This is a genomic window from Hymenobacter swuensis DY53 (assembly GCF_000576555.1).
GTDB classification, from domain to species: domain Bacteria; phylum Bacteroidota; class Bacteroidia; order Cytophagales; family Hymenobacteraceae; genus Hymenobacter; species Hymenobacter swuensis.
Genome location: NZ_CP007145.1, coordinates 26,447 through 40,403, shown reverse-complemented (window position 1 = coordinate 40,403; position 13,957 = coordinate 26,447). Strand labels below are relative to the sequence as shown.

Here is a 13,957-nt window from a genome sequence, read left to right as displayed (position 1 = left end):
TGCTCTTTCGGGCAGGCCGGGGCTTTTTAGATGATACTTTTCTCTTCAGAACGAGGGTTGGATTTACGCGGTGGCCGGTTCTTGGTGGGCGGCCTGAAGCCACGCAATAGCCTCCCGCTCATCAATAAACCGCTCCCCGATGAATGGTTTGCCGGTGAAAAAGCTGGCGGGCGGAAAGGCAGCATCTGCTTCCACGTCGCGCATGATGGCCGGCACCAGCAGATAGGCCAGGTAGGTGCGGCCTTCAAGGCGAGCATGCAGGCTGGGCAAGAAAGTATTCACCATCCAGCCGGCCCCTTCCCTGTCGGTATTGGAACGGCGGCGGGCATCCAGCAGCCAGTAGCGGCAGGCGTGTTCCTCGGCCTGCTCCAGCAGATATAAATAACCCTGCTGCATTTCCTCCAGCGTTACCCGGCGCATCCAGCGGGCCAGCAGTACATCAAGGTCGGCGCGGTAAGCAACGTCCAAGTAATCGGGGGCAGGTAGCGGCATCGAGACAAAAAAGAGGTACTCAAAGGTAACTGTTGAGCTGAGCATCCGGACGGCGACGCCGGCATGTTTTGGCAGAAATTCGACCAAATCCGTATTGTTGTCCATGATTCCATTGATTGCCTATACTCCCCGCCTCACGTTGGTGGCGGCCAGCCGGGCGTTGCTGACTGCCGAACTTCAGAAGCCGCACTATTTCCCTATTCTATTGGGGGCCGAAATGCCCGCGCACTGGCCCCCGGGCGAGTATGATACGGAGGCGCAGCAGTTTTTTCTGGAACAGCTCACGGCGGGTGGCCGCACGGCCGCAGGCTGGTACGGCTGGTACGCGTTGCTGCGGGCCGGGGCCGAAGCGCCCAAAAACACCCTCATCGGGGCCGGTGGCTTTCATGGCCCGCCCGCTGATGATACGGCCGAAATCGGGTTTGCCATTGCTACCGACTGGCACGGCCGGGGCCTGGGCACCGAGCTGGTAGCCGGCCTCATCCGTCATGCCGCCGATACGGGCATGGTCCGCTACCTCACCGCCCGTACCACACCCACTAATGATGGCGCCCGGCGCGTACTGGAAGCCAACGGCTTCAAGCGCATCTCCGACGCCCTCGACGCCGAAGGCCGCCAGCTCTACGGCCGCGACCTATCCGACGCCGATAAAACCCCGCCAAAGGCTTAGAGCTTAGAGCTTAGAACGTATTAAAAAGGCTCCGCTGGGTTACGGTGGGGCCTCTTCTTTTCCGTCTTTTTCTGAAAGCCAGACACCTGCGCCGCCCTACGGCTTTGGATACTTTGGGTTCAGCTTTAGCAGCGCATCGCGGAGGGTGAGGGCCACCACGTAGGCTTTGTACCAGTTCTGATCGGCGGGCACAATGTGCCAGGGGCAGTTGGTGGGGTTGCAGGCGTGGAATACATCCTCGTACACAGCCTGATACTGCGGATACTGACCGGCCTTCCGGTGGTCGGCGTGCTCGTATTTCCACTGCTTGGTAGCGTCAGTCAGGCGTTCCTGGAGGCGCTCCTGCTGCTCCGTTTCCGAAACGTGCAGGTAAAACTTGAGCACCGTGGTACCGGCCTGTTGCAGCAGTTTCTCGAAAGCATTGATGGCTGAAAACCGGCGGCGGGCTTCCTCGGTCGTTACCAGGCCTTCCACTCGCGTAATCAGCACGTCCTCGTAGTGGGAGCGGTTGAAAACCTGCATCATGCCTCGGGGCGGCACCTGCTGGTGTATCCGCCAGAGGAAGTCGTGGGACAGTTCTAGTTCTGTCGGCTCCTTGAAGGAGAAAACCCGCACGCCCTGCGGGTTGATACCGCTGAACACCCGCCGGATCAGGCCGTCCTTGCCGCTGGCGTCCATGCCCTGCAGAATTACCAGCACGCTGTGCTTGTTTTCAGCGTAAAGCCGATCCTGCAAATCAATCAATTCCTGGCGCAGCTTCTTCAGCTCCCGCAGCGTGGTGGTTTTGTGGTAGTCGGCGGGGGCCCGGGTGGGCAGTTTGGCCAGGTTGTGGGCAGCCATAGTCAGGACTATAAAGGGTTGTAATTGGGAGAAAATATGGCAGATTTGCTCTGGCAATAAAGCACTACGCACCCCCTTACACACCACTTGTATGCTTCAAGGACTACGCACCGTTGTGTACCCCGTGGGCAATCTGGCAAAGGCCAAAGCCTGGTACAGCCAAGTACTGGAGCAGGAACCATATTTCGATGAGCCGTTTTACGTGGGCTTCAACGTGGGCGGCTATGAGCTGGGCCTCGACCCCGATGGCCCCATAGCCGGGCAGTGCGGCCCCACCACCTACTGGGGCGTCCCCGATGCCGATGCCGCCTTTGCGCGCTTGGTTGAACTCGGCGCGCATCCGCACCAATCCGTGCAGGATGTGGGCGGCGGTATCCGACTGGGCACGGTGCAGGACCCGTTCGGCAATCTATTTGGCATCATTCAGAATCCTCACTTTCAACTACCGGCAGCACCGTAGTGTACCCGCAGCCGCTGACCGCCGCCAACGTGGTAATTTGCGGCCGCACTTCACCAGTACCTTCCACTTATGCCCACGCCGCCCGGCGCGCCCCTTGCTTACCGCCCTGAACTGAACGGTGTGCGCGCTATTGCAGTGTGGCTGGTGGTGGTGCAGCATTGGGCCACCCCGCCCATTATGATGGGTGAAATGGGCCGGTTGGTATTCTTCGTATTGAGCGGCTACCTGATTTCGGGCATTGTGTGGAAGCAGCAGGCCTATCCTGGAGCCCCCGGGCCGTGGCGGCAGCGGCTGGGAACCTTTTATCTGCGCCGCCTGCTGCGCATTATTCCGCCTTATTACTGTGCGCTGGCCCTGAGTGCCCTGCTGCCGCTGGCTACTATCCGGGAACATCCGCTGTGGTTTCTGCTGCCGGCGGCTAACCAGCTGTTCTACTACCTGCAAAGCTGGGGTGAAGGCTGCGGCCACCTCTGGACCTTGGCCGTGGATGAGCAGTTTTATCTGCTGTGGCCGGCCCTGCTGGGGCTGGTGGGCCGCCGGGTGCGGTGGCTGCTGGTGATTGGTGCAGCGGGTTTGCTGTTCCGGGTGGGCTGGAGCCTGCTGGTAACGCCCGGGTTCGTGCTGGTACTCCTCCCTGCTTCCCTCGATTTGTTTGCGGCCGGCACCCTGCTGCGCCTGCTGGAAAAAACCGAGGCCCTGGCCGCCTGGGCGAGGGGCCGCTACGTGCTGGCGGCCTGGGCCGGCTGGTGGCTGCTCTGGAGCGTGCTGCACCCACTACAGGGCGGTAACATCTGGCTGGTTGTATTTCCCACGGTTGGGGCCGGCGCGGCTTTCCTGACCTTGGCCTGGCTGTTGCGCAACCCCACCGCCGCCCGCCGTACCGGCCTGATGCACCCGGCCTTGGTTTGGATGGGACAGCGCAGCTTTGGAGTGTACCTGTATCATTTGGTGCTGCCGGTATTCTGGCAGCGGGTAGTATTCAGGCTCTGGCCCGCCGGCTCCGAGTGGCGCGAAATCCTGCTGGACCCGTTGCCTACTCTGCTGGTGCTCACGCCACTTCTGATTCTGCTGAGTGCCGCGTCCTGGCGTTTTGTGGAGGCCCCGCTGGACCGACTAAAGCAGCGTTTGCGCTACGCCTAGGGCAGGTTATCCTTCGCCGGCCGCGCCCAGAGAGGCCAGCGGCAACGGCCCTTCTGATACGTAGCGCAACTGAGCGGGCAATCCTACTTCCTGCAAATCATGCAAAAGCCCTTCCGCTACCGCCTCGGGCGTAAACGTATCGGTGGTAGTAGAAACGAGTGTGACGGGACGCACTGGCAAAGCCGCCAAGGTAGCACGCCGGTCTATTTCGGGCGGAAACACGGAAGCGTACAGAATAAGCCGGTCGTAGCGGGTGTGGCCGGCGGCCAGCCAACAGGCGGCAGCAGCGGCACCATGGCCGCAGCCCAGTACTGTAACAGGTACGTTGGGCGGGCAGTGAGCCAGTAGTTGGGTAGCCAGCGCATCAAGATACACGACTAGATCAGCTACATCTGCCTGCACGGAACCGGGGGTAAACCAGCTGGCAGCAGTAGCCGGACTAGTGCCATTTTCGGCAGCGGGTAACGGATAGCGGGACAGCGCCTCGGGCAGAATCAGCAGCCGCTCCGGCGTATCGAGGTTGATGAGATGGGCGGTAAACTCAGCCAGCGGTTGGGCTTCCCCATGCAAGCAAATCCAGACGTGCTGAATGGCTGGCCCTGGCTCACCGAGGCAAATGTAGCGGGCAGTACGCGCGGTAGTAAAGGACAAAGGCAGCATAGAAACGACATCACGAGAAAGAGTATCTGCTCATACGCAACAGCCCCATACTACGGCCGAATCAACTGCAACTCCACTTTTCGGTTTATAAACCAGACGTTTTGTCCAAAAAACTCACTCTGAGAAGGCGTTTATCAGACGTTATGACACATATCCTACTTATCACGTCTCGTTCTTATGTTGGTACAGGATTTGAAATAAGGCCTGTACATCAAGAAAGGAACATCTTCCATGAACCTGATCAGCAAAGATTTTATCCGCAACATAGCCCCGCAACTCAACCTGTTTAACACATTGGGTGGTGGTATTGCGCAGGCCGCTATGCGGATTGACAAGCAGAAGAAAGGCGTGGTGGTACGGGTAGCGGTTCCGTCGGTAAGCCCCGAAAACTTCCACGTGGTACTAAACGAGAATGTGCTGACGGTTTTCGCCGAATTCCGTCACTCGCCCGAAGACCAGTTGGCCGCGCCTTTGTTCAGTCGGGTGCTGCAACTGCCCGCCGGCCTCGACCTGGCCCGTATTGATGCCGTGTTTGAGGGCCAGGAATTGCAGGTGCGCATTCCGTACCAGGCCAGCCCCGAGCCCCGCGAAATCAATATCAAGCAGCGTTAACCTTCGTAAGCTGCCTATATAGCCGGGACCGACCGGCTCATGGTTTCACCCGCCACTGCCACCCCGCAGTGGCTTTTTCGTGCCTTCGGACATTGTTTTAGTAATCAAACAACGGCCACAGCAACACGAAGCTCATGCCAATGGCCAGGTATACCCAACCCATCAACTGACTCCGGAACCGGCGGGGTAGCTGGTTACTAAGCACCAGAAAAGCCACGATGACCAAGGCCAGGTGCAGCAGCAGAAATACCACTGTCTTCACCCAATTGCTCACAATGGTATTTTCGGGCTGCATCTGGTCTTGGATGCCCAAGCCGGATGTAGCAAATTTCAGCAGGTAATACGCGCCCACTTCAAACACCACGAATAGCGCCGCCCCGGCTACTACCGCCATCGGGCCATTTTTTTCCTGTACGTCAGCCATGTGCAAGAGAGTATGGTGTGCGGTTAAAACCGTATGAGGGGGTGTGGGTGAGAGGATGCACAGCGTGGCAGAAACTTCTCGCCCTATAAAACGCCCCTGTTACTTACCTCTGCTCCCTAATTTATGACCCAGGACCTCGGCGGTGCGGGTTTGCACGTAGAGCTCTTCCACTTTGGCGCGGGCCCAGGGAGTGCGGCGCAAAAAGGTGAGGCTGGATTTGATACTCGGATTCACGGCGAAGCAGTTGATGCGGATGCGGCTGTCCAGCTCCGGCCAGCCGTAAGCCGCTACCAGATACTCCAGAATCTGGGCCAGCGTAACGCCGTGCAGTTCCCGTATGAGGCGGCCCGATTCGTCGCGGGCGTCCTGGGGCAGATTGGATAGGTTGGGCATGGCAACAGAAAGATACGTGGCAAAATTGCGAAAAACCCCGGGGCTTTCTGCAGCGGGCCGGCGGGTTTTCAGTTGGGCCGGGCACCAGAAAAGCCCCGCCTGACGTTACCTTTGGCAACTACCGGCTTCCTCTTATGCCTGCATCCTCCCGTCGTTCTTCGCCCGCTGCCCGCCCTTTGTGGCGGCGCGTGCTGCCGCTGGCCCTCCTGGGTTTGCTGTTGCTGGGCCTGCTCGGGTACGGCCGGTATCAGCGGCAGATTAACCGGCATGTGCGCCGCGCTTATGCCTCGTTTATCAGCCGCTACCTCACGGGTCGCGAGAAAACGCCGTTGCTGGCCGGCTACTCCGTGCATGGCATTGATGTTTCGGCGTATCAGGGCAACATCAACTGGCCGCTGGTAGCTAGCCACCGGGTGCGGTTTGCCTTCATCAAGGCCACGGAAGGCGTTACGCTGCGCGACAACCGGTTTCAGCGCAACTGGCGCGGGGCGCAACGGGCGGGCGTGTATCGGGGTGCTTATCATTACTTTCAGCCCAACTACGATGCTACCCGTCAGGCGAACCTCTTTACCCGTACCGTACCGCTGGCTCCCGGCGACCTGCCACCGGTGCTGGATGTAGAACATGCCAACTTTCATGATGTAGCGCAGATGCGCCAGGGCGTGGCGACCTGGTTGCGGCTGGTGGAACGCCACTACGGGGTGCGGCCTATTCTGTACTCCAACTACAGCTTCTATAAGCGGCACTTGGCGGGCCATTTCGATAAGTATCCGCTGTGGCTGGCACACTACGAGGTAAGCCAGCCCCGCCTGCCCCGCGAGAAATGGATCATCTGGCAGCATTCCGATGAGGCGTACGTGCCCGGCATTCGGGGCACGGTGGATTTCAATGTGTTTCAGGGCAATTTTCAGCGGCTCTTGGCCATGCGTATTCCACCGCGCGGGCGGGGGCCGGTGCCCAACTAATTCTGCTTTTTCCTATGTGCACTGCTGTTTTTCGGGTAGGTTCCGGGGCCGTTTGCCTGCTTGCCGCCGCGCTGCTGACCAGCTGCGCGGGTAGTTCCGGGGCTTTCACTCAGTCAGGCAAAGCCTCTTTTTACGCCGACAAATTCGACGGCCGTAAAACGGCCAGCGGTACGGTGTACCGGGCCGGGCAACGTACGGCCGCCCACAATACGCTGCCTTTCGGCACGGTGGTGCGCGTTACCAATCCGCGCAACCACCGCTCCGTGAAAGTCACCGTTACCGACCGGGGCCCCCACGCCAAAGGCCGCATCATCGACTTATCGAAGAAAGCCGCCCGCAAAATTGGCATTGTGGAGGATGGCGTAGCCCCGGTAGAGCTGAAAGTGGTGCGTAAGGCCCGATAATCTTCCCTTTTTCTTTTCCCCGATGCGTATCCGCAAGAAAGTACAATGGACTGTGCCCGCTGAGGCCGACCGGTTTACTCAACTGGGCGTGTTTGTAAAAGCCGCCGAAGCCCAGGGTTGGAGCGAAACCGAAATTCAATTTGTGATGGATGAGGTAGTGGAAGCCAAGGACGCGGCCGAAGTGGCGCTCATTTTCGAGGATTACACCCAAAGCGGCCGGCGCTAACGCACACAGGGACCGGACAACCTGAGCCGTCCGGTCCCTGTGTGCCAGCAGGATGCCTGGTGCGTTGCCGGGCTTTCCTGTTTCTTACTTTTTCTTCATTTTAACTTTGCCCTTGCCGTTTTTGGCCAGCTGCATCAGGCTATCCTGCTCAGCTTTCATGGCCATCGTGGTCATGCGGCCAGTCAGCGAAACGTAGTCACCTTCCTTCAGGGTAGCGGTGGTACCATCGGCCAGGGTTACGGTGCCGTTGCCGTTTACTTTGGTGCCGTTGACCAGGGCAGTTTCCGAGGCCAGCACTTCGGTGTGCGCATCCCGGGTGACCATTACTTTGCCGTCCTTCATTAGGAAGCCGTCCTTCATGGTTTCGCCTTTGGGGGCGGCGGCGCGGGGCCGGGGCTGCACTGCTTTGCGCGGGGCCACTTTAGTCTGGGCCTCAGCCGTGAGCGAGGCGGCACCGACAAGTAGCAGGGCCGCCACGAGAGTACGATATTGGTTCATAACAAGAGGGGGGTGGGGAATTAGAGAAGGTGGGAAATAACGGCATTATAGGTACGCCGCCTAAACTACGAATCCTACGCTATTTTTCAGCGGCGGTTGGGCCGGTAACCCCGCGCCGCGCGTATTCGTTTCAAATCTGATAGGGCTATATTTCAGCCGCTGCTACCGGCTTCTTTTCCTCCCGCTTTTCGCCCAACAACCACTGTGGACTACCAGGACTATTACCAAACGCTGGGCGTCGGGAAGACGGCCACCAAAGACCAGATCAAGAAGGCCTACCGTAAGCTGGCCCGCCAGTACCATCCTGATGTAAACCCCAATAACCCCGAGGCTGAGCGCAAATTCAAGGAAATCAACGAGGCCAACGAGGTGCTCAGCGACGATGACAAGCGCCAGAAGTATGATCAGCTGGGAGCCGACTGGCAACGCTACCAGCAGGCCGGCGCAGGCCGCGGCAGCGCCGGGGGCGGCGGCTTCGATTGGTCGCAGTACGCGCAGGGCGGCGGGGGCAGCGACCCGTTTGGCGGAGCCGATTTCTCGGACTTCTTCGGCTCCGTGTTTGGCGGTATGGGGGGCAGCCAGGGCGGTAGCGCCCGCCCCCGCGCCGGCCAGGACTATCAGGCCGAGCTGGAACTGTCCCTCGAAGACGCCTACCAGGGTGGTCCGCGCACCCTCACCGTCAACGGCAAAAGTCTGCGGATCACCATTCAGCCGGGCGTAGAGGATGGCCAGGCTATCCGGCTGCGCGACCAGGGTGCGCCCGGCCGCAATGGCGGCCCCAGCGGCTCCTTGTACATCACGCTCCGCATCCGGCCCGCTGCCCGCTACTCCCGCAACGGCTCCGACCTGACGATGGACGTACCCATCAGCATCTACACGGCACTGCTGGGCGGCGAGCATACTGTAGAAACCCTCTCGGGACCGGTAAAAATTACCATCAAGCCCGAAACCCAAAACGGTACCCGCCTGCGCCTGCGCGGCAAGGGCTTTCCGGTCTACCGCCAACCAGGCCAGTTCGGCGACCTGTACTTACGCCTGAGCCTCACGCTGCCGCAGCAGCTCACCGACCAGGAGAAGACCTTGTTTCGCCAGCTGGCCGACTTGCGGAAGTAAGCGCCCCGAAAATTTCATCCAGTTCTGCCTTACCACCAACCGGCATCTGCTATGGAAACGCACATCATCACCATTACTTTTCATGACTGCGCTACCCGTTACGGCCTCAGCGAAACGGACGTGCGCGACTTCGTGGAGTTGGGCGTACTGCACCCCGCTCCCAACGTACCCGATGCCCTGCATGATGAGCCGCTGCACGTAGCCCGGGTGGCCCGCCTCTACCATGAACTGGGCCTGAGCAAAGACAGCCTGGAAGTGGTGCTGGCCATGCGCCAGCGGCTGGAGCAGTTGCAGCTGGAGCTAGTGCAGCAACGGGCCCGGGTACAGCAGTTAGAGGTATTTCTGCACGGCTCCGGCCCGATGCTGGAGTATTAGCCCGGAATAGCAGAGGTGTGGATACTAAGGTTGCGCTATATAGCTGTAGCACAGGAAAAAACCGTGGCATTTGCAACCTCCCAAGGCAAACTTGGATATGCGGCACAACTTTTCTCTGCCGTTGAGGTATAAAAGCCCGGCCTGCCTGGCAGGCACTCTTCCCAAGCCACCTTTTTCCACTTTCTTATGCCTCCACGCCTTCCCCTCCCGAAGGTGCTGTTGCTGGGCCTGTCGGCCTGCGCTTTAGCCCCTCACCTCACTCAAGCCCAAACGGCTGACCGCAAAACGGCCATCGGTATCAACGTGAGTGCCATGCAGTACAAGGGTAACTTCGGTTCCGACTACTGGGACTGGAGCGAAAACAAGTACGCCCCCGGCATCACCTTCAGCCGCTACATCTCGAAGGGCCTGGATGTGCAGTTGAGCGGAAACTACGTTGAGTTCAAGAAGAACGCACCGAACAGCGCCCCGTATTTCGGCAGCAATTTCTCCACCAACGTGGTGAATGTGAACCTGGGGCTGAAATTCAAGCTATTCGGCGAAGACTCGCCGGTGCGCCCCTACCTGCTGGCTGCTCCCGGCCTCTCCTACATGAGCCGCGAGGGAACGTTTAACCAGAACGGGGTAAGCGAGAATATTGCCAACGATAAAAACCATTTCGACTTGTTCGGAGCCGCTGGTATCGACTTCCACCTCGGTGATGCCGTTACCCTGTTTATCCAGACCGGCCAGCACATTCCGCTGAATGCCAACATCGACGGCGTAGAACCCCGCGACGACAACAAGTTTGACGACCGGTTCCTACAGCACACCGTGGGCCTGAACGTGAACCTGGGAAAAGTTAAGGACGAAGACAACGACGGGGTTTCCGACAAAAAGGACAAATGCCCCGGCACTCCTGCCGGTGTGGCAGTAGATATGAATGGCTGCCCGCTGGATGGTGACGGCGACGGTGTTCCGGATTACCAGGATAAGTGCCCCACCGAGAAAGGCCTGGCCACGCTGGAAGGCTGCCCGGACCGCGACGGTGACGGCATCCGCGACGGGGACGACAAATGCCCCGATACCCCTGGCAAAGCCGAACTGCAAGGCTGCCCCGACTCGGATAACGACGGCGTAATCGACCAGAACGATAAGTGCCCCGACACCCCCGGCGGAACGAAAGTAGACGCCAACGGCTGCCCTGTAGATACCGACGGTGACGGTGTGCCAGATTACCAGGACCGCTGCCCCAACCGCCCCGGCCCCGCCTCGAACAAAGGCTGCCCGGAGATGAAGGTAGAAGAGAAGAAGCGCCTGCAGGAAGCCACCAAGTTCATCCAGTTTGAGTTCGATAAGGCGACGCTGAAGCCCATTTCGTTCCCGACGCTCGATGGGCTGGTGAAAATCCTGAACGACTACCCCGACTACTTCCTCGGCATTTCGGCCCACGCCGATAACAAAGGCGACGACGCTTACAACCTGCGTCTGTCGGATGAGCGTGCTGCTTCGGCCCGGGCGTACATGCTGCGCAAGGGTATCACCGAAGACCGTATTGTGTCGCATGGCTACGGTGAAACCAAGCCCATTGCCACCAACGCCACCGATGCCGGTCGTGCCATCAACCGCCGCGTAGAGTTCGACGTGTACCTTCCCGGTGACCCGAACCCCGCCGAAACCAAATACGGCCCGGCTCCCGAAATTCCGGCTGCCCCGGTGAAAGCCGCTCCCAAGGCTCCGGTGAAAAAAGCTCCCGTGAAAAAAGCTCCCGTGCGCCGGAAGTAATTCCGCCCCGGCCCAGCCACTGAAAAAGCGGCCCGCTCAATTGAGCGGGCCGCTTTTTTGTTATCATTGCCTTTGTTGAATTTCCGCCCTATCTGTTACCTGTTGCTCGTGTCCATCTGTTCGTCCCCCCCGCTCATTCGCTATGTACTCTGTTGCGCTATTGGCCTTATCCGGCCTGCTGATTTCCTATTCCACAGGTTCACCCTGTCCTGTTCCGCCGGTTCGCTGCCAGTTGTCGGGTACCATCACAGGCCTTGGTCACCAGCCCATCATCTTCCGCTACCAGCAGCAGGGCGTGGCGCACGCCGACACCGTACGAGCCATCAACGACCAGTTCCATTACACTGCCCGGCCCTCGGATGACGGGCTGGTTGAACTGGTAATTGACCGCAGCCACTGGACAACGTTCTGGTACGAGCCCGGCAACCTGCAGGTCAGCGGCAACGCTGCTGCGCCGCACCAGCTGGTCATCACCGGTACGCCTGACAATGCCATCCTCACGCAGTATCACCAGCAGGTAGAATGGCCCTTCGAGGCAAAAATACGACAGGCACTGCGCGCCGGCCAGTCCACCGTTCCGCTACGCCAGCAGCGCGTCCAGGAGTCCCTGGATTTCGTGCGGAAGCACCGGGCGTCGCGGGTCGCTGCCGAAATTCTGCTGTGGCAGACCCGCTACGACGATGCACAGCTATCCACCTACCAGGCCCTGTATAATCAGCTACCGAAACCCGTGCAAACCACTGTGCAGGGGCGCGAAGTTGCCCGGCGGCTCACCATTCTGCGTGATATGCCGGTAGTTGGCAAAACGGCTCCCCACTTCACCATGCCCGATACGGCCGGTGTAGCCACTTCCCTCAGCAGCTACCAGGGCCGTTACATACTCCTCGATTTCTGGGGCCATTGGTGCGGGCCATGTTTGAAGGCCATGCCCGCCGTTGCGGCCCTGCATCAGCAATACGGTAAGCAGGTGGCTTTTCTGGGTATAGCCGCTGAAAGCGCCCGTGACAGAATGCCTTGGCTCCGGGCCATCCGGAAGCACCAGCCAGCCTGGCCCCAGCTCTCGGAGCTGGCCGGCGACGAAAGCCCGGTTCTGACTACCTACAATATCACGGCCTTCCCTACTTACCTGCTGCTGAACCCTGAAGGGGTAGTGATGGCACGCACTTCCGACCTCACGGAACTAACGCAAGCCCTTGCGAGCCTACCCCTGAAATAGCCAATGGCTACCCAGCTAAACGTCCCGTTCCGGATAGTTGTCACACGACAACCATCCGGAACGGGACGTTTAGCTGGTTGAGTGTTTACACCAGATCCACGGCCAGAGCCAGCAGCAAGCCTGCCAGCGTGGCGAGCATCTTGCGGACGTTCAGGCTGTGGTCGGGGCTGGTTTCGAAGAGGATAGTGGTGGATACGTGCAGAAAATTACCGGCTACCAAACCCAGCAGCCCCGCATACAGCCCGCCCGTCAGCAGCTGCTCCAGCACCACAAAGTTGCTCACGATGATACCTGCCGGCCCGGCCGCCGCGAACAGCAACAGGTACGGCATTGCCCGCCGGAACGAACCCAACCGCAGCAGCAACGCCGCCATCAGGGCAAATGCCGCCGGAATATGGTGCAAGGCTACCCCCGCCACAATGGCGTAAAAGTTTTGGCTCACGTCGCCGGCGGCGGGCGTTTTGATGAGGATGCTACCTTCCAGAAACGAATGCAGCACCAAGGAGAACAGCAGCAGAAACGGCACCCGCCCAGCGTGTTCCGTGTGATGATGCACATGCCCGTGCTCCACGCCCTGCGAGAATACTTCCAGCACCATCTGCCCGAAAAAACCCGCCAGCACGAAGTAGCCCACCTCGTGGCCCGGCAGCATCTGCAGTGCCTCAGGTAGCAGGTGCGTGACTGTGAGCGTAAATAGGTAGGCCCCACTGAAGGCTAGCAGCGGCTTCATCCAGGTGGTGCGGGCCGTTGGCAGCAGCCGGGTCAGCCAGCCGGCTCCCAGCACCGTCAGAAACAACGCAAAAACAGCAAACCACATAGTCGGGATGGAGTGATGGAGTGATAAAGAGGTGAGGAAGGGCTAAGCAGAGAATGAGGAGATAAGCAGCCCAGTAGCCCTTTACAGCTCTGACCGCTAGCGGAGTTTTGCCTTTCTCACTTTTTCAACACAAAAATCATTCGGGGGCTGGTAGCCGGATCGAAAGGATGCAGATGATAATCGCCCAGTACTTCCGCCAGACGCAGGCCGGCCATCCGGAAGTACTCCTCAAACCGTTCCCGGCTTAAGGCCCGCACCCGTTCCTCAAAGCGTTGCTCCAGCCCCTGTTCATCCAGAAAGCTGATTTCCTTCACGATAAAATCGTTGTGAAAATGACGGTACAGGTGAAAGCTCGTATTGTCTACGATTTTGGTTTCATGGGCCACCAGTTCCCGGATGGACTGCTCGGTATTCAGAAAGTCAATCACCATTTTACCGCCCGGCTTCAGCGTGGCTGCTGCGTTGCGCAGAGCTACCACGTTTTCGGCTTCGTGCTCGAAATAGCCAAAGCTGGTAAACAGATTCAGCACGAAATCGAACGGCCCGTACGGCAGCGGTTCGCGCATGTCATGCACATGGAAGTGCAGTTGCGCATGGGCAAACTGCCGGGCATAGGCAATACTCTGGGCCGATAAATCCACACCCGTTACCCCGTAGCCCTGTTCGCTCAGGTACAGCGCGTGGCGCCCTTTGCCGCACGCTAGGTCCAGCAACGTAGCACCCGGTTTCGGGTGCAAGTGCGTAAGTAGGCGGCTCAGAAAGTCCCGGGCCTCAGCATAGTCACGGTTTTGGTACAGCCGGTGGTAATAAGGGGAATCAAACCAGGTACTGAACCATTCGGCGGCGACAGAAAGCATACAACGGGTATTCTGGGAAACGAAAAAAGGG

The 13,957-nt window shown here is 59.3% G+C and carries 19 protein-coding genes; 11 read left to right on the top strand and 8 right to left on the bottom strand.

What is annotated here, in order from left to right; genetic code table 11:
- Positions 1–63 precede the first annotated feature (63 nt).
- Positions 64–492, bottom strand: coding sequence for a hypothetical protein (locus HSW_RS01695; protein WP_044000569.1), 429 nt, complete (start codon positions 490–492; stop codon positions 64–66).
- Positions 493–595: 103 nt separating this feature from the next.
- Here HSW_RS01695 and HSW_RS22380 point away from each other — a divergent pair, with 103 nt between their 5' ends.
- Positions 596–1,162, top strand: a complete 567-nt coding sequence (locus tag HSW_RS22380) for a GNAT family N-acetyltransferase (RefSeq protein WP_052346005.1) — start codon at positions 596–598, stop codon at positions 1,160–1,162.
- Positions 1,163–1,258: 96 nt separating this feature from the next.
- Here the strand turns inward: HSW_RS22380 and HSW_RS01685 are convergent, their stop codons facing one another.
- Positions 1,259–2,002: a PPK2 family polyphosphate kinase gene (locus HSW_RS01685; RefSeq protein WP_044000568.1), complete on the bottom strand. Its 744-nt coding sequence runs from the start codon at positions 2,000–2,002 to the stop codon at positions 1,259–1,261.
- Positions 2,003–2,093: 91 nt separating this feature from the next.
- Between HSW_RS01685 and HSW_RS01680 the strand changes: the two genes are divergently transcribed.
- Together HSW_RS01680 and HSW_RS01675 are read left to right on the top strand one after the other, a co-directional pair.
- Positions 2,094–2,462, top strand: coding sequence for a VOC family protein (locus tag HSW_RS01680; protein WP_044000567.1), 369 nt, complete (start codon positions 2,094–2,096; stop codon positions 2,460–2,462).
- A gap of 69 nt (positions 2,463–2,531) precedes the next feature.
- Positions 2,532–3,602, top strand: a complete 1,071-nt coding sequence (locus HSW_RS01675) for an acyltransferase family protein (RefSeq protein ID WP_044000566.1) — start codon at positions 2,532–2,534, stop codon at positions 3,600–3,602.
- Positions 3,603–3,608: 6 nt separating this feature from the next.
- Here the strand turns inward: HSW_RS01675 and HSW_RS01670 are convergent, their stop codons facing one another.
- Complete coding sequence (locus HSW_RS01670; RefSeq protein ID WP_155832777.1) at positions 3,609–4,253, bottom strand: hypothetical protein; 645 nt, start codon at positions 4,251–4,253, stop codon at positions 3,609–3,611.
- 240 nt (positions 4,254–4,493) lie between these two features.
- On the opposite strand from HSW_RS01670, the gene HSW_RS01665 reads away from it, so the two are divergent.
- A complete protein-coding gene (locus HSW_RS01665; RefSeq protein ID WP_052346003.1) occupies positions 4,494–4,874 on the top strand; it encodes an Hsp20/alpha crystallin family protein in 381 nt (126 codons plus the stop codon).
- Between the two features lie 97 nt (positions 4,875–4,971).
- Here HSW_RS01665 and HSW_RS01660 read toward each other — a convergent pair whose 3' ends face one another.
- Both HSW_RS01660 and HSW_RS01655 read right to left on the bottom strand, forming a co-directional pair.
- Positions 4,972–5,298 carry a hypothetical protein gene (locus HSW_RS01660; RefSeq protein ID WP_044000564.1) on the bottom strand — a complete coding sequence of 109 codons (327 nt, stop codon included), beginning with the start codon at positions 5,296–5,298 and terminating at the stop codon, positions 4,972–4,974.
- A gap of 99 nt (positions 5,299–5,397) precedes the next feature.
- A complete protein-coding gene (locus tag HSW_RS01655) occupies positions 5,398–5,691 on the bottom strand; it encodes a VF530 family protein (protein ID WP_052346002.1) in 294 nt (97 codons plus the stop codon).
- Positions 5,692–5,825: 134 nt separating this feature from the next.
- Here HSW_RS01655 and HSW_RS01650 point away from each other — a divergent pair, with 134 nt between their 5' ends.
- Genes HSW_RS01650 through HSW_RS01640 form a run of 3 tightly spaced genes read left to right on the top strand, consistent with a single transcriptional unit; the run spans position 5,826 to position 7,286 of the window.
- Entirely contained in the window at positions 5,826–6,656 is an 831-nt protein-coding gene (locus tag HSW_RS01650; RefSeq protein ID WP_081768214.1) for a glycoside hydrolase family 25 protein, read from the top strand.
- A 14-nt stretch (positions 6,657–6,670) separates the two neighbouring features.
- Positions 6,671–7,060 carry a septal ring lytic transglycosylase RlpA family protein gene (locus HSW_RS01645; RefSeq protein ID WP_052346000.1) on the top strand — a complete coding sequence of 130 codons (390 nt, stop codon included), beginning with the start codon at positions 6,671–6,673 and terminating at the stop codon, positions 7,058–7,060.
- 22 nt (positions 7,061–7,082) lie between these two features.
- A complete protein-coding gene (locus HSW_RS01640; protein WP_044000563.1) occupies positions 7,083–7,286 on the top strand; it encodes a hypothetical protein in 204 nt (67 codons plus the stop codon).
- 84 nt (positions 7,287–7,370) lie between these two features.
- On the opposite strand, the gene HSW_RS01635 is transcribed toward HSW_RS01640, so the two are convergent.
- Positions 7,371–7,784: a DUF6799 domain-containing protein gene (locus HSW_RS01635; protein WP_044000562.1), complete on the bottom strand. Its 414-nt coding sequence runs from the start codon at positions 7,782–7,784 to the stop codon at positions 7,371–7,373.
- A gap of 204 nt (positions 7,785–7,988) precedes the next feature.
- Between HSW_RS01635 and HSW_RS01630 the strand changes: the two genes are divergently transcribed.
- The 4 genes from HSW_RS01630 (at position 7,989) to HSW_RS22375 (ending at position 12,252) form a co-directional block, all read left to right on the top strand.
- Entirely contained in the window at positions 7,989–8,897 is a 909-nt protein-coding gene (locus tag HSW_RS01630) for a DnaJ C-terminal domain-containing protein (RefSeq protein WP_044000561.1), read from the top strand.
- Positions 8,898–8,948: 51 nt separating this feature from the next.
- Positions 8,949–9,272 carry a hypothetical protein gene (locus HSW_RS01625; RefSeq protein ID WP_044000560.1) on the top strand — a complete coding sequence of 108 codons (324 nt, stop codon included), beginning with the start codon at positions 8,949–8,951 and terminating at the stop codon, positions 9,270–9,272.
- A 186-nt stretch (positions 9,273–9,458) separates the two neighbouring features.
- A complete protein-coding gene (locus HSW_RS25050) occupies positions 9,459–11,036 on the top strand; it encodes an OmpA family protein (RefSeq protein ID WP_052345999.1) in 1,578 nt (525 codons plus the stop codon).
- A 142-nt stretch (positions 11,037–11,178) separates the two neighbouring features.
- Positions 11,179–12,252, top strand: coding sequence for a TlpA disulfide reductase family protein (locus HSW_RS22375; protein ID WP_081768213.1), 1,074 nt, complete (start codon positions 11,179–11,181; stop codon positions 12,250–12,252).
- An 85-nt stretch (positions 12,253–12,337) separates the two neighbouring features.
- On the opposite strand, the gene HSW_RS01610 is transcribed toward HSW_RS22375, so the two are convergent.
- Together HSW_RS01610 and HSW_RS01605 are read right to left on the bottom strand one after the other, a co-directional pair.
- Positions 12,338–13,069, bottom strand: coding sequence for a ZIP family metal transporter (locus tag HSW_RS01610; protein ID WP_044000559.1), 732 nt, complete (start codon positions 13,067–13,069; stop codon positions 12,338–12,340).
- A 116-nt stretch (positions 13,070–13,185) separates the two neighbouring features.
- Positions 13,186–13,926, bottom strand: a complete 741-nt coding sequence (locus HSW_RS01605; RefSeq protein ID WP_044000558.1) for a class I SAM-dependent methyltransferase — start codon at positions 13,924–13,926, stop codon at positions 13,186–13,188.
- Between the last annotated feature and the right edge of the window lie 31 nt (positions 13,927–13,957).

What these genes read in the sequence shown, in the direction of transcription:
- HSW_RS01695 (WP_044000569.1), bottom strand. Translation starts at nt 492, where the DNA reads ATGCCGCTACCTGCCCCCGATTACTTGGACGTTGCTTACCGCGCCGAC.
- HSW_RS22380 (WP_052346005.1), top strand. Translation starts at nt 596, where the DNA reads ATGATTCCATTGATTGCCTATACTCCCCGCCTCACGTTGGTGGCGGCC.
- HSW_RS01685 (WP_044000568.1), bottom strand. Translation starts at nt 2,002, where the DNA reads ATGGCTGCCCACAACCTGGCCAAACTGCCCACCCGGGCCCCCGCCGAC.
- HSW_RS01680 (WP_044000567.1), top strand. Translation starts at nt 2,094, where the DNA reads ATGCTTCAAGGACTACGCACCGTTGTGTACCCCGTGGGCAATCTGGCA.
- HSW_RS01675 (WP_044000566.1), top strand. Translation starts at nt 2,532, where the DNA reads ATGCCCACGCCGCCCGGCGCGCCCCTTGCTTACCGCCCTGAACTGAAC.
- HSW_RS01665 (WP_052346003.1), top strand. Translation starts at nt 4,494, where the DNA reads ATGAACCTGATCAGCAAAGATTTTATCCGCAACATAGCCCCGCAACTC.
- HSW_RS01660 (WP_044000564.1), bottom strand. Translation starts at nt 5,298, where the DNA reads ATGGCTGACGTACAGGAAAAAAATGGCCCGATGGCGGTAGTAGCCGGG.
- HSW_RS01655 (WP_052346002.1), bottom strand. Translation starts at nt 5,691, where the DNA reads ATGCCCAACCTATCCAATCTGCCCCAGGACGCCCGCGACGAATCGGGC.
- HSW_RS01650 (WP_081768214.1), top strand. Translation starts at nt 5,826, where the DNA reads ATGCCTGCATCCTCCCGTCGTTCTTCGCCCGCTGCCCGCCCTTTGTGG.
- HSW_RS01645 (WP_052346000.1), top strand. Translation starts at nt 6,671, where the DNA reads ATGTGCACTGCTGTTTTTCGGGTAGGTTCCGGGGCCGTTTGCCTGCTT.
- HSW_RS01640 (WP_044000563.1), top strand. Translation starts at nt 7,083, where the DNA reads ATGCGTATCCGCAAGAAAGTACAATGGACTGTGCCCGCTGAGGCCGAC.
- HSW_RS01635 (WP_044000562.1), bottom strand. Translation starts at nt 7,784, where the DNA reads ATGAACCAATATCGTACTCTCGTGGCGGCCCTGCTACTTGTCGGTGCC.
- HSW_RS01625 (WP_044000560.1), top strand. Translation starts at nt 8,949, where the DNA reads ATGGAAACGCACATCATCACCATTACTTTTCATGACTGCGCTACCCGT.
- HSW_RS25050 (WP_052345999.1), top strand. Translation starts at nt 9,459, where the DNA reads ATGCCTCCACGCCTTCCCCTCCCGAAGGTGCTGTTGCTGGGCCTGTCG.
- HSW_RS22375 (WP_081768213.1), top strand. Translation starts at nt 11,179, where the DNA reads ATGTACTCTGTTGCGCTATTGGCCTTATCCGGCCTGCTGATTTCCTAT.
- HSW_RS01610 (WP_044000559.1), bottom strand. Translation starts at nt 13,069, where the DNA reads ATGTGGTTTGCTGTTTTTGCGTTGTTTCTGACGGTGCTGGGAGCCGGC.
- HSW_RS01605 (WP_044000558.1), bottom strand. Translation starts at nt 13,926, where the DNA reads ATGCTTTCTGTCGCCGCCGAATGGTTCAGTACCTGGTTTGATTCCCCT.